The organism is Paenibacillus psychroresistens, from assembly GCF_009728935.1.
GTDB lineage: Bacteria > Bacillota > Bacilli > Paenibacillales > NBRC-103111 > Paenibacillus_AC > Paenibacillus_AC psychroresistens.
This window is the reverse complement of record NZ_CP034235.1, coordinates 6,925,460-6,939,196: the sequence shown is the minus strand read 5'-3', so window position 1 is coordinate 6,939,196 and position 13,737 is coordinate 6,925,460. Positions and strand designations below refer to the sequence as shown.

The 13,737-nt window shown below is 41.5% G+C and carries 8 protein-coding genes; 4 read left to right on the top strand and 4 right to left on the bottom strand.

Translation table 11 applies throughout. The features are described from left to right. Positions 1-88: 88 nt before the first annotated feature. A complete protein-coding gene (locus tag EHS13_RS31190; protein WP_227013619.1) occupies positions 89-2,650 on the top strand; it encodes a carbohydrate-binding protein in 2,562 nt (853 codons plus the stop codon). A gap of 70 nt (positions 2,651-2,720) precedes the next feature. Here EHS13_RS31190 and EHS13_RS31185 read toward each other — a convergent pair whose 3' ends face one another. The 4 genes from EHS13_RS31185 to EHS13_RS31170 form a co-directional block, all read right to left on the bottom strand. Beyond that, positions 2,721-3,545: an effector binding domain-containing protein gene (locus tag EHS13_RS31185; protein WP_162463339.1), complete on the bottom strand. Its 825-nt coding sequence runs from the start codon at positions 3,543-3,545 to the stop codon at positions 2,721-2,723. A 16-nt stretch (positions 3,546-3,561) separates the two neighbouring features. Continuing rightward, the gene (locus tag EHS13_RS31180) at positions 3,562-4,056 is read right to left on the bottom strand and encodes a GyrI-like domain-containing protein (RefSeq protein WP_155704108.1); all 495 of its coding nucleotides are present in this window, start codon (positions 4,054-4,056) and stop codon (positions 3,562-3,564) included. Positions 4,057-4,080: 24 nt separating this feature from the next. Then, positions 4,081-4,866, bottom strand: a complete 786-nt coding sequence (locus EHS13_RS31175) for a VOC family protein (protein WP_162463338.1) — start codon at positions 4,864-4,866, stop codon at positions 4,081-4,083. 88 nt (positions 4,867-4,954) lie between these two features. After that, positions 4,955-5,680 (bottom strand): RNA polymerase sigma factor, encoded by a 726-nt coding sequence (locus EHS13_RS31170; protein ID WP_155704106.1) that lies wholly within the window; start codon positions 5,678-5,680, stop codon positions 4,955-4,957. Between the two features lie 257 nt (positions 5,681-5,937). Here EHS13_RS31170 and EHS13_RS31165 point away from each other — a divergent pair, with 257 nt between their 5' ends. From EHS13_RS31165 to EHS13_RS31155, 3 genes are all read left to right on the top strand, one after another. Beyond that, positions 5,938-11,898 carry a fibronectin type III domain-containing protein gene (locus tag EHS13_RS31165; RefSeq protein ID WP_155704105.1) on the top strand — a complete coding sequence of 1,987 codons (5,961 nt, stop codon included), beginning with the start codon at positions 5,938-5,940 and terminating at the stop codon, positions 11,896-11,898. Beyond that, positions 11,828-12,760 (top strand): DinB family protein, encoded by a 933-nt coding sequence (locus EHS13_RS31160; protein ID WP_319633400.1) that lies wholly within the window; start codon positions 11,828-11,830, stop codon positions 12,758-12,760. Before EHS13_RS31165 ends, EHS13_RS31160 begins: the two co-directional genes overlap by 71 nt. A gap of 120 nt (positions 12,761-12,880) precedes the next feature. Beyond that, positions 12,881-13,546: a hypothetical protein gene (locus EHS13_RS31155; RefSeq protein ID WP_155704104.1), complete on the top strand. Its 666-nt coding sequence runs from the start codon at positions 12,881-12,883 to the stop codon at positions 13,544-13,546. Positions 13,547-13,737: the final 191 nt, after the last annotated feature.

Sequence of the window (13,737 nt, the reverse complement as noted above, 5' to 3'; positions counted from 1 at the left end):
TTCATATTTTATAAAAGGTGGTGATGCAAGAATACTTTAGTGTAAGGGCTCATGAAATGATCATCCAAAATTTGAGGAGGAATTGTTTATGTTATTTAATCAAAAATGGTTCAGAGGCAATAAGCTTATGATTGGTTTACTAATGCTCGCGCTTATAGTCACCCAGCTTGCTATTACACCATCGACTACCTTAGCAGCAACGAACTTAGCAGCAGGGAAAGCCATTACTGCAAGCAGTGCTAATAGTGGTTTTGCAGCAACGAACGCTAATGACAGTAATCTAACAACCTATTGGGAAAGTAATAATAATGCATTCCCGCAATCGATTCGCGTGGACTTGGGGAGCGCAAGCTCGATAAACCAAGTGGTGCTTAAGCTGCCTGCAACATGGGGAGCACGAACACAAACTCTTTCTGTACTGGGAAGCACGAATGATACGAGCTATACCACCATTGTTGCATCAGCAGCTTATGTGTTTGATCCGACAAGTGCTAATACAGTGACGATTAATTTTACAGCCACGAGCACGAGATATGTCAGAGTAAATATTACTGCAAACAGTGGATGGACAGCAGGTCAGCTAGCTGAGTTTGAAATATATGGAGCAACTGCACCAACTACACTACCTGGGAAACTTGAAGCTGAAAGCTATACAACCATGAGCGGCATCCAAACGGAAACGACTTCGGATACTGGCGGAGGGCAAAACGTTGGCTTTACGGATACCGGGGATTGGTTGGATTACAGTGTTAATGTGCAAAGCGCAGGTACGTATACTGTCGGTTTCCGCGTAGCGAGTCCCAATACAGGGAGTCAGCTCCAATTGAGGAATTATGCAGGCACCGTTTTAACCACGGTAACCGTACCGAATACAGTCGGTTGGCAGACTTGGACTACTGTAAATGCCAATGTAACCCTAACAGCAGGCACACAAACGTTAAGGGTTTATGTATCCAATACAGGGTTCAACATCAACTGGTTAAACTTTTCCACTAGTGCAACACCGACTCCAACACCCACAGCAACCCCAACAACTAGATCAGCATTTACTCAAATAGAAGCGGAGAGCTTCAACAGCCAAGTTGGCATCCAAACAGAAACTTCAAGCGAAGCTGGTTTGAACGTTGGATTTGTTGATAATGGTGACTATTTAGTTTTTAATAGTATTAATTTTGGTAGTGGGGCCATATCATTCGATGCGAGAGTTGCCAGTGCCGCAACGGGAGGGAACATCGAAGTCAGGCTGGATAGTTTGACCGGAACTCTTGCAGGTACTTGTGCAATAGTAGGCACAGGTGGCTGGCAGACTTGGATAACCAAAACCTGCAGTATGAGCAGCATATCTGGCGTGCATAATCTCTATCTTAAGTTTACTGGCGGGGCAGGCAACCTATTTAATCTAAACTGGTTTAAGTTTGCTGCCACATCGCCAACACCTACTCCAACTCCACCACCTGCTGGCCATGACGTTGTAGGTAAAGTTTTTGCAGGCTATCAAGGCTGGTTCAATGCGACTGGGGATGGTTCACCTAACGGAGGGTGGATCCATTGGTCCAAGAATAGCAGTGCGCCAACAGCTAACTCGAATGTGAATTTTGAGCTTTACCCGGATACTAGAGAGTACACAACGCTATATTCAACCAATTTAGCGAATTTTGGCAATGGGACACAAGCGAAGCTGTTTTCCTCTTATGATCAGAGCACAGTTAACAAGCATTTTGAATGGATGCAAACCTACAATATTAGCGGAGCTGCATTGCAGAGGTTCGGAGCTGATCTTAGCGATACCCCGAATAACTGGAAAACCAATCGCGATAGTGTTGCAGTCAAAGTAAAGAATGCAGCAGAAACCTATAACCGCAAGTTTTATGTCATGTACGATATTACCGATATGAATGCAAGCACTTGGGTAGCTGCGGTAAAACATGACTGGACAACTAACATTGTTAATACTATGCATCTAACCACCTCAAGCGCTTATGCAAAAGAAAGCGGAGAACCTGTTGTTTGTATATGGGGAATTGGATTTACAGATCGACCTGGTACAGCGGCAGAAGCAACCGATTTGATCAATTGGTTCAAAAACCAGGGGATTTATGTAATCGGTGGTGTACCTAATTATTGGCGCACAGGCACTAACGATTCTAAAACAGGGTTTATAGATGTATATAAGAGCATGGATATGGTATCACCATGGTCCGTTGGTCGTTTTGGCGGCTTAGCTGGTGTCGATAACAACAATACCAATCAATGGCAGCCGGATTACACATTCACTCAACAGAACGGGATGGCCTATCAACCTGTTCTCTGGCCGGGCTCAGCATGGTCTAATTTACAGAATGGGAATGCTCCACGGAATGAGAATCCGAGATTTCATGGTGATTTCATGTGGAGGATGGCCTACGATTTAAAGAGCGGAGGCATCTCTACAGGTTATGTAGCCATGTTTGATGAGTACGATGAAGGTACAGCTATTGCCAAAATTGCCGAGAATAGCTCGATGATTCCAACTAATCAATACTTCCTGACGTTGGATGCAGATGGAGTAGCAGTTTCATCGGATTTTTATCTTAGATTAACAGGTGATATTAATCGGCTGTTTAATAATCAATTACCGTTAACGGCTAACCACCCTACAACTCATCAATAACCAACGTTAAAAAAGCTCGCACTCCTAGGTCATTACGGCCAAGTGGAGTGCGAGCTTTATCTTGTTTTCTCTAACTAATCCCTACATATAAATCCAACTCGACTTCGACTTCTTGCAATTCTCCCCAGCTTTTTGCTATTTCAAGATTCCAAGCTTGGAGTTTCAGTTGGCGTGCAGCATTATTAATCAATCTCTGCATTTTTGCATATCGCTTTTTGCTCTCACTTCTATGACCAAAAAACCAATTAACGGCATATTTCTGAGCTGGTATCCTTAAAGCGAGCATTCCCTCTGGGACAGTACCCAATTGTGTTATCTGGACGCAAACCCAGTATCCGGCTTCATCGTCACTGCATTCCCCAGTCTTAAATGCGCCAATCATAGGAGCAGAGTCAATGGTATGTGAGATTTCAGCGAAACGTCGTTTTAATTCATGCGCAGCATGAGGAATAGCATTCGTATTTAGAAGCTCTTGCGGGTTTTTAAGCCTAAATCCAACCAAAAGCAGCTCCTCCAATTGGCTAAATCGTATCTCAAAGCTCTGCGAAATACCCACTTCATTACCCTCTAAATCGCGAAAAGTAAAGGAAGAGTAATCCGGATACCAGCTCATCGGACCAACCTCTACATTTCTGGATTGTAGAATAGCATATGTTTTCTCAATATCTCGTGAGCTAAATTGAAATATCGGTGCCTGAAGCGGGACCAGTCCCTCCCGACCCTGTGAAAGATGAAAAACATACTCTCCATCCATAAACAGCTCAACAAATGAATGATAGTCGTGAGGACCAATTTCAAATCCGAGATTGTCTCTATACCAGTTGGCGGCTTGCTCTAAATTTTTAACATAGTGGATTACTTTAGGACGTGTACGATCAATAAATGCAGATGTCATATGGATTCTCCTTTTACTATATTTCACTTTTAATTGGACCGAATACATCCAACGCGATTTTAACTCCAGGCTCGCAATTCTGATCAAAGCGGTATTTTTCAAGCACCATCCCTTTTTCTTTAAGTTCAATATTGTTCTTCTGGCGGAAAATGGCTAAGTAATCGTAAGGATCCGGGTCCATCGGGTGCGGCCCTGAATAGTGAACTGCTGCATATTCAGCTTCTGGAATCGTAAAGCTCATCATGCCATGCGGAATCTCTGCCCATTCACTAACCTGCAAGCAGTAAAAATAGGTAAACATAACATCACAGCTAAACCACGGAGCCCAGTATATGTTTGGATCAATGACATTTAGAATCTCGTTCCTTCGTTCCATGAACTGCTGTTTAGTTTTATCAATTTTACTGAAATCCCCCTCTTTAAAAGCGACAATTACGGGGAATCCAACCATTTTCATCTCACCAAGCTTAATTAACTTTACTTGTTCATCAACGTTAAGTAATGAATCCATGTTTAACCTCTTTCATCCATTTTATTAGTTAACAACCACAACTTTTTTAACTCCTGAGATAACCAAAAGCCCATGTCCATCTGGATCCGTTAGCCGACAATAGGCAAGAGAGTCCTGCTCCACAGCTGCTGTTGATGCAATCCCTTTTTGCTCTAGTGAGCTTCGTGTTACATCTAAATCGGCTGAGTAAAAGCTGAAATAGCTTCTGCCTACCTCTGCCAATGTCTCTACTCCACCGTCGTTTATTTGAAATAAGGTGATTAAATTATCTTTGCTGTTTACCCCGAGGTCAGCGCCACCACCCCAATGGTGATAAAGGGTCAGACCAAGAGCTTTTTCATAGAAATCCAATGATTTTTGCAGATCGCGTACAGGAATGAAGACAGCGCCAACTCGATCTAATAACGGATGCTGTTCGCTTTCCGGTTTATAATAAGGTGAACTCTCCTTCTCATAACAAACACCAAGCCAATTTCCGTTAGGATCGATTATTTCAAAGCTGTGAAGGTATTCATTTTCAGATATGCTTGAAAGCTTAACTCCCGCAGACTCTAATTCCTCATATGTAAGCTTCAGATTCAAAATGTGAAAATTAAAATAAGGTGCTTTGTGCTGCTCATTAATATAACGAATCGGTTTAAAGTTCATCGTTTCAATGAGCGTAAGCTTCGTAATACCATCATAAACCGAAAATTGTGCGGTGGTTTTTTCCTGAGAGAGCAGCTTTAATCCCAAGTGCTGCTGATACCAGTTAATAGAAGCCTGCAAATCTATTACGGGTACATAAATACTTTCAATTCTTTCAAACATAGCCATTTAAACTCCTCTTCTCTAACCAGATTTTCACTTCATACTTAATAAACGCAGAAGATTTTAAAAAGCATACGCTCGTAAAAAATTAATAGGAGGTTACCATCAATACATGGCCATCCGGATCTCGAAAATATAAATAAAGTGAAGAACCATCGCGCTCCATTCTGGTAAAAGAAATTCCAGTTAGATTAAGCAAATTGTAGGCTGTGAATATTTTCTCGGGGTCTCCAGCTTGAAATGCGCCCAGAAACACTTTGAGAAGATCTCCAATGGAAGCTGATTCACGACTTGATGTATGTTTAATTTTATTTGCAGTTGTTTGTGTGGAAATGAATTGCAGCTTAGCTCTTGCACGATGGAGTGCTGCTTGAACCGCCCCTTCAGTAGCATAAATGCGTTTCGCCGTTTCTTTTGCCGTGAAATGAAAGACATCCATCAGGAGTAGAACAACCGCTTGTCGTACAGGCAGTTGCTCCGCTAGAACCTCTAAAGCTTCTTGGACATCCTCAGAATTAGTTCCTGGTTCGGTTGGAACCAAAAGTCCCTCATCTAAAGGCACATCTACGGCTTTCCTTTTCCGACACCAGTCAATCCAAGTATTTTTGGCAATTCGGCATAGATAGGACGTGGTTATTTGGCGAGCTTCGTTTTTGCATAAGGATGTATAAAATTTCATTAATGTCTCCTGCAGTAGATCATCTGCATCCCAGGAGGTGCCTGTAAGCTTACGGCAATAGGCTTGTAAATAGGGAAGCCGCTGCTCCATTTCACTGTGAAAACGTTCATCTACGTTTGTTGAAAACTCAGGCATTTGCTCCGCTCCTCGCCATAATAATCAACATACATTCGACCTCCTCCCAATTTATTCCTGCCATCTGCAACAAAAAGTCGGAAAATTTAGAAAGAAGCCAAGTATCCCCTTAAAAGTTTAATATTAGCTCATTCAATTGGAAGGCTATTTTAAGCTAAGATTATGATGACCTGAAAATGCGAGATTAAGAGGAGGGATTCCGAGATTAGCTTCAATTAGTAAACCCAATCTGCGTAAAAAAGAAGGAGGACAAATTGATGTATAATTACTCATTGAAAAAACCTATGGAAAGCAAGCTGTTTAAGATTTTGTTGATGCTGTCTATCGTACTATCTCTATTAAACCTGAATGAAGCAAAAGCAGATCCGATAGTTAATGAGGTAAGTATTACACTAGGTGAAACGCCTACGGAAAACGGGATTACGGCCAGAGCCGGGGATAATGGAGATGGCTTGCAAACGGGAAGCGTAACTGGGCTTACTTATTGGCAAACGAACAAAGCCGTGGGCACCAGTTATTTATATATGAATGTCGACGACGCTTTTATTTATGATAATGTGGATCAAGATATTGAAGTGGCGATTTCTTATTATGATGAAGGAAATGGCAGCTTTTCATTGCAATACGATGCACAAGGTGAGGATCATGCTTTCAAGGATGCTCCGATTTTTACTTATGGAAATACACACCAGTGGAAAACCAAGGTTTTCAGACTGCTGGATGGCAAATTTGCCAATCGGACGGGCGGCTCTGATTTCAGGATTAACATTGAAGGCGGTGGAATTAACGCAGACCTCAATCGTGATCTATTGGTTTCATCTGTAACGGTAACTAAGCAAGCTAAGGAAACCGGAGTAAGTGTTAAGCTAGGCGCGACGCCAGTTGAGAATGGCATTTCTCCACGTGCAGGAGATAATGGTACCGGACTTCAAACGGGAGACATTGGCGGTACAACCTATTGGCAAACGAATAAAGCAGCAGGCACGACTTACTTATATATGAATGTCGAAGATTCCTTTATTAACGATAATACCGATAGTGATATCCAAGTAGCTATCACCTATTATGATGAAGGCAGCGGCAGTTTTTCACTGCAATACGATGCTTTGGGAGCGGATAACTCTTTTAAAGATGCTGGCGTGTTTACCTATGGAGATTCACATCAGTGGAAAACCAAGGTGTTTACGTTGCTGGATGGCAAATTTGCCAATCGGACGGGCGGCTCCGATTTCCGGATTAACATTGAAGGCGGCGGAATTAATGCGGACCTCAATCCAGATTTAAAAGTTTCGAAAGTAGCTGTTAACAAAGTGCTGAAGGATAATGGGGTAAGCGTTAAGCTCGGCGAAACACCCGTTGAAAAAGGGATTTCACCACGGGCTGGAGATAATGCTGCTGGACTGCAAACAGGCACAGTAGCGGGTCAACCTTATTGGAAAACAAACAAAAGTATAGGCACAAATTACCTTTACATGAACGCGGACAATTCGTATGTCTATCAAAATGCAGATAAAGATGTAGTTGTTGCCATCGAATATTATGATGAAGGGAATGGCAGCTTTTCGATTCAATATGATGCTCAAGGTGCAAATAGCTTTAAGGACGCGCAAACGGTGCATTATGGAAATACGCTGACTTGGAAGACCTATAGCTATAAACTCGAGGATGCTTTTTTTAGCGATCGCACGAATGGTGCTGATTTTCGAATTGGCATTGATGGCGGAGGGAATGACTTTCCTAACAATAAAGATTTACTGATAGCCTCTGTTACGGTTAAAACGGTAGCAAAGAAGCTAGGAAAAGCCAAGGTCATTAGCACTTTATATGAGACAAATGATGTTGTGATAGCTAATTTTAATGTAATGGATTTTGGTGCTGTTGGTGATGGTGTTGCAGATGATACGGAAAGCTTTCTTAATGTACTTGTAGCTGCAAAAGGGGATGGTGGTGGAGTCGTATTCGTTCCGTCTGGGCAATACAAAATCACGGAAAACCTGCAGATTCCAACCGGAGTTACGTTAAGAGGAGATTGGAAAAATCCTGATTTAGCTGCTGGCGTTGTAGGAACGGTATTAAAGGTTTATCCGAACAAAGGTGTAGAGGATGCTCATAGCTTCCTTTCATTGGAACAATCAAGCGGCATTACGAATTTATCAATCTGGTATCCTGAGCAAGAATATAATAATGTGGTGGCATACCCTTGGACATTGGAACAATTATCCTTGGATAATGCAACCATTGAGAATGTTACACTAGTGAATGCTTATAAAGGGATCAAGATCGGTCCAGATTCAAACGAGCTGCATTACATCAAAAATTTGTATGGAACAACTCTGAAAACAGGCATATATGTCGATGTTACTACGGATATTGGACGGATGGAAGGCATTCATCTTTCGCCAAAGTATTGGAGTGAGAGCTTGTTAACTGGTGCTCCGTCAGGGGTTAATAAAACGGTTTTATCCGAGTATATGACAACTAATTCTGAAGCTATTGTTATGGGTAGATCTGATTGGGAATATATGAGCGATATCCATATCTCCGGCTATAAAACAGGGATGAGAATCACCACAAGGGTAAATTCCTTAGAGGCGGCAAATGCGCAATTATTCCACATTTATATTGAAGAATGTAATGTGGCATTAAAGATTGAAGGTGTGAATGCGTTTGGTTTACTCATTACAGATAGCAGCTTTAAAGCAAGTGTTGGCGTTTCGCCGAAAGCCATCCTAGCTACAAGTGGCTTCAATACAATCGTGCAATTTAATACAGTTACGGTAGGCGGGAACCCATTAAATGCAGTTGTAAATGAAGGTACGGGTGTGTTGTCTTTTGAGAACAGTACGATTGAGAATTGGCAGGAGCTTAATGGTGGTTATGCGATTCATGCCAAAGCCGGCTCATTAATCTTAGGTCAAACCAAGTTCTTAAAGTCGACTAAGCAATTATTACTTGGGTCGGATGTAAGCAAGGTAAATTCACTCAACTCAGGCTATCAGCAGCAAGCTTTAGTAATCGAAGATCATAGTGATGCGGCAGAATTAAATATTCATGCCAATAGCACTTATGCTTTAAAAACGATTCCTACAAATTTGATTACGGATAAAGCTGTGCGTCCGAAACCAACGTCTAATCACTTATATGATGTGACTTCTCCGTTATATAATGCGATTAATGATGGCTCCGCTGATGTTTCCGCTATCGTTATTCAAGCTATAGCTGATGCAGCTTTGACTGGAGGTACAGTATATTTTCCAGCTGGGATTTATCGAGTCGATCAGCCTTTGGTTGTACCTGCGGGGGTTGAATTAAGAGGAATGTGGGATGTTCCACATCATACAAGCGGTAAGGGAAGCGTGCTGTTCACAAATGTTGGTGAAAATGCTCCGAACGGGGTACCTTTCATTACCTTACAAGCCAATTCAGGAATCAATGGGATTTCAATTTATTATGATCAACAAAGCTACAGCAATGTAAAGCCGTATTCTTGGACGATCCAAGGAACAGGGGCAAATGTTTATGTGATGAATACGACATTGGTGAATGTTTATCAAGGAATTGACTTTGGCAGCTTTGATACTAGCGGGCATTATATCGATTACGTAGGTGGATCACCTTTAAAAGAAGGAATATTTGTAGGCGGCGGCTCACAAAACGGCATTCTAAGGAATGTGCAGTTTAACCCGCATTACTATTCAAGGAGCGATTATCCGAACCATGTTCCAGGGGAATTGCAGGATATTGTTTGGAATTATCAAAAAGAGAATTTAGACGCTTTCCAGATTGGTGATGTGGAGAATGAGGTTATTTTTAATACGTTTGTATACGGGTCTAAATATGGGATTCACTTCTACAAACAGAACGGGAATGGACCTCACGCTACGATAGTTGGCCACGGTACGGATGGCAGTAAAAAAGGTGTCTTTATTGAAGGCGCAGATCCGGCTGGCTTGGTATTTATCAATACGGAGCTTGTCTCGATGAGTACTTCGGATAAGGTTTATGTGACGGTAGATAGTGGCTTTGACTCGGAGGCAACTTTCTTTAATACAGCGATGTGGGGTGCGCCTACTCGAAGCATCGACATCTATGGAGGTAAAGTAAATCTGCAGCAAAGTAATTTTCAAGTCGTTGGGGAAATTGGAGTGAATGCTCTGGGCGGGGATGTTACGCTGTATGATTCTTATTTCCAAGAGGCGGGAACTACGCATATATATGCTGGAACAGACATTAACAGCTTACTCGTCAATAACAACCTTTACAATGGTGGATTAAGAATCGAAAATCATTCTTTGGGTAAAGTCAGCGGGATTGATTTGTTCCCAGTTAATATTGAGATTGCGCCTATAGTGTTCCAGCCTGAACAGGCTGATGGACTTTACACGAAGCTCATCTTGTCTAATCTTATGGAGCAGCAAGCGCTAAATGGGCAAATTGAAGTTTTGGAGCCAGTTTCTTATCATGATGCGTTAATTCCGATTCATTTTGAGAATTTGGGCTTTGGCCAGCAGCAGGAAATCAAATTACCTTTTATAGTCAGTGATTCGCTGAAGCTCAAAGTAACTTTAACCGATGGCAGAAGCTTTACGACGCTAGCTCCGATAGGTCAATCCATTGCAATCCCTAAGAATACAGCGGGTACAGGCAATGTCCCAGCCATTAAGCTGGATCGTAAAGACCAGTATATCGATATCGGCAAAAAGTGGGGCGGCACGAACGATCTAAGTGCTACTTCTCAGGTTAAATGGGATGAGAGTAATCTTTATTTATCCATTGCGGTTAAAGATAATACACACTTCCAGAGCTGGACGGGTGGAGACATTTGGCAAGGAGACAGTATCCAGCTTGGCATTGATATGACTAGAGCGGCTGGTGCAGCTAGTACGAATGTAAATGAGCTCGGATTTGCTCTAAAGAATGACGGTACGGTAACCAAATGGAGATGGAAAGCGCCGAATGGCTTAGCTACCGGAGCGTACTCGGAAGTAATTGCTGCGATTACTCGGGACGATGTGACGGGTATCACCCAATATGAGATTACGCTGCCGATTAGCAGCTTGCATGCAGCCGGAGTTGCTTATAATCCAGCAGATCCAATTGGCTTTAGCTTGCTGATCAATGAGAATGACAGCTTGGGTCGCGCAGCATTCATGGAATACAACCATGGAATTGGTTCCAGTAAAGACTTTACTTTGTTCGGAGATTTACATTTGATTGAGCAGAATTATGAGCTTATGCTTGAGAAATCAGCGGCAGCCGCAGTTAATAAAGCGCAGCTTCTGCATGATCGTACGAGTATTGATGCAGCGACAGGATTTGTGAATTTACTGCAGCCTGGAGCTATGAAGCAATCGCTAACTAACACACTTAATGCATTAAACAATCCAATTGGTACTCCTGCCGGTGTGAATGCATCATTAACAAACTCAGGCGCGATTAAGATCAAATGGACGGCAATATCAGGTGCAACGGGCTACAATGTGTATAGATCCACTTCTTTAAATGGGACCTATTTAAAAATAAACACTTCCGCAATAAGCTCCAATTCATACACAAACACAGGCCTAAGCGCAGGAGCAACCTATTATTACAAAGTAACGGCGGTGAAGCCGGGAGTAGAATCGGCCCAATCCAATGCTGTATTTGTAACCTTGAAGCCAAGCGTTCCAGTTGGTCTAAATACAGCTACAAACAGCACCAGCTCAATAACTATTACATGGACGGCGGTATCAGGAGCGGCAAGCTACAATGTATATCGAGCCACCTCAAATGGTGGGAATTATACCAAAATTAATACCACAGCAGTGGGAACTAATTCATACACAAACACTGGTTTAACTGCAGGTAAAACCTATTATTATAAAGTTTCGGCAGTTAACGCCGGAGGAGAATCGGATCGCTCAAATGCCAAGTCTGCCATCACAAAGCCCAATGCACCAACTGGAGTAAAGGCAGACGACATAAGTGACGACAGCATTAAGCTCAAATGGAATGACGTATCGGGTGCAGCAAGCTACAACGTATACAGATCCCTAACTCCTAATGGTACTTTTACCAAGCGCAATTCCTCAGCAATTGGCAACAACAAATATGAGGATCGCAACTTGAACAAAGGAACCACCTATTACTATAAAATAACTGCGGTAAATGCTGGAGGAGAGTCAACTCAATCCAGCACAGTTAGCGAAACAACGAAAGGTAAGAAGAACAATCATTGAGCTAGGGCTGTTTAAGAAAAGAGGCTTGAAAAAGAGGACAAAGCGAAATCTCGCTTTGTCCTCTTTGGAGAGGAAAAGAATAAATAATGTTGAATATATATTAGGAACTAAAAATGGGTTAATGAACCAGATATTTAATAGGAGCGTGTTGATTTTAATGGATCTAAAACAACGAGAAGCTTGGAATGAAAACCATAAGATATTAACAGAAATCATATTAAAGCCTGAAGAACACTCTCGAACGATTCAATTATTTCTTTCTCAGCATGCCTTGCTGCACTCTTCCGCTATTGGGAATACGGGTAAGCTAACACTGGAAGATGAAGTATTGGCTAATCTGGATGAAAAAACATTTAGAAATTACCCAGCAGCTACTCCTGATACGAAAAACTCGATAGCATGGCACCTATGGCATATTGCCCGAATTGAAGATATGACCATGAATATTTTGATCGCTAATGATCAGCAGGTTCTATTTACTCAAAGTTGGTATGAAAAAATGAATAACGATTTTTCTCACTCTGGTAATAACATGAGCGAAGCGGAGATTGCCGAACTAAGTTCAAGAATTGATTTTCATTCGTTAATAGCATATAGAGAAGCTGTTGGCAGGCAAACACGACAAGTCCTATCTTTGTTGAAACCTGGTCAATTTAAGCTGAAAGTTGAACAAAACAGAATTAAACGATTGTTCGATGAAAATGCTGTAACGCAAAATGCTAATTGGTTAACCGACTACTGGAGCAAAAAAAGCATTGCTGGGCTAATACTGATGCCTGCAACAAGACACAATTATCTACACTTGAATAAATGCATCCGTATAAAAGATAAATTCCATAAGCAGATTAAGAATCCACTCTAATCATAAGGAGTGGCTTTTTTTATTGAATAATGCGGAGCACCTCACCAGTAAATTAGTGAAACTTTGTCCTATTTCTCACGTCTAATAATGTATGTAATAAAGTGGAAAGAGTTGAAAAAAATGAAATGGTGGTTATACTTGATCGGAATTAGCTGTTTGATTCTGTTATTGGCTGGTTCTTACTATGCTTTTCAGCAGAAAGAAATCAAGGTGGTAAGAGTTTATGGTTATGGTTCGTCTCAAGACGAATACAGCATTTTGACAAGCCTAGGTGGAGCGAATACAATACCCTGTACTTACGAGCAATACAACACGTTAAGTGATGATTCCTATATAAATATCTCGTATTCCGTTATTTACGAGCAGAATAGATGGTTTAAAAACAATCAGCACACTCTAAAATTACTTCGATTCGAAAGAGAGTTTCCTAATGATCAAAACAAACAAGTGCAAAGCTTTTATTATCGCCTAGTAGGTGAAACGCTTGAACAAGTAAACGACAATACATCCGTTTTCACGAGATTGTATGAAAAGCGTGAAAGTAATAACAATTTATTCGACGTAATTCCCCAGTCCATTGTCATTTCCAGAGTAGGTGATGTCATGCAAGCCAGGCAGCTGGTGCAGGAGCAACATCCCGAGTTTCTAAAGCTAATGAATGAAACCGTAATTGACGATTCAGTGCTGGGCAATTGGAAACGAGACGATTATCAGCAAGCTTACAGCTCGGCTTCACCTGAAGGGTTATTGCTGAAAGATATCATAAAAAGGGAGGGGTCACAATAACTGCTATATTTTGTTGATGGATAGTCATAACTAAAGAATAATTCCTATTGGGAAGCCTAACCAAAGAATATGAAGAAAATTTTGGAAATTTTCTTTTCAAGCTGCCTTTTAGACTGTAGTATATAGTAGTGAGATTTGAAGAATTAAAAGTAAAAATTGTATCTTTTCGGGCTTTAACTTATTGGAGGTGA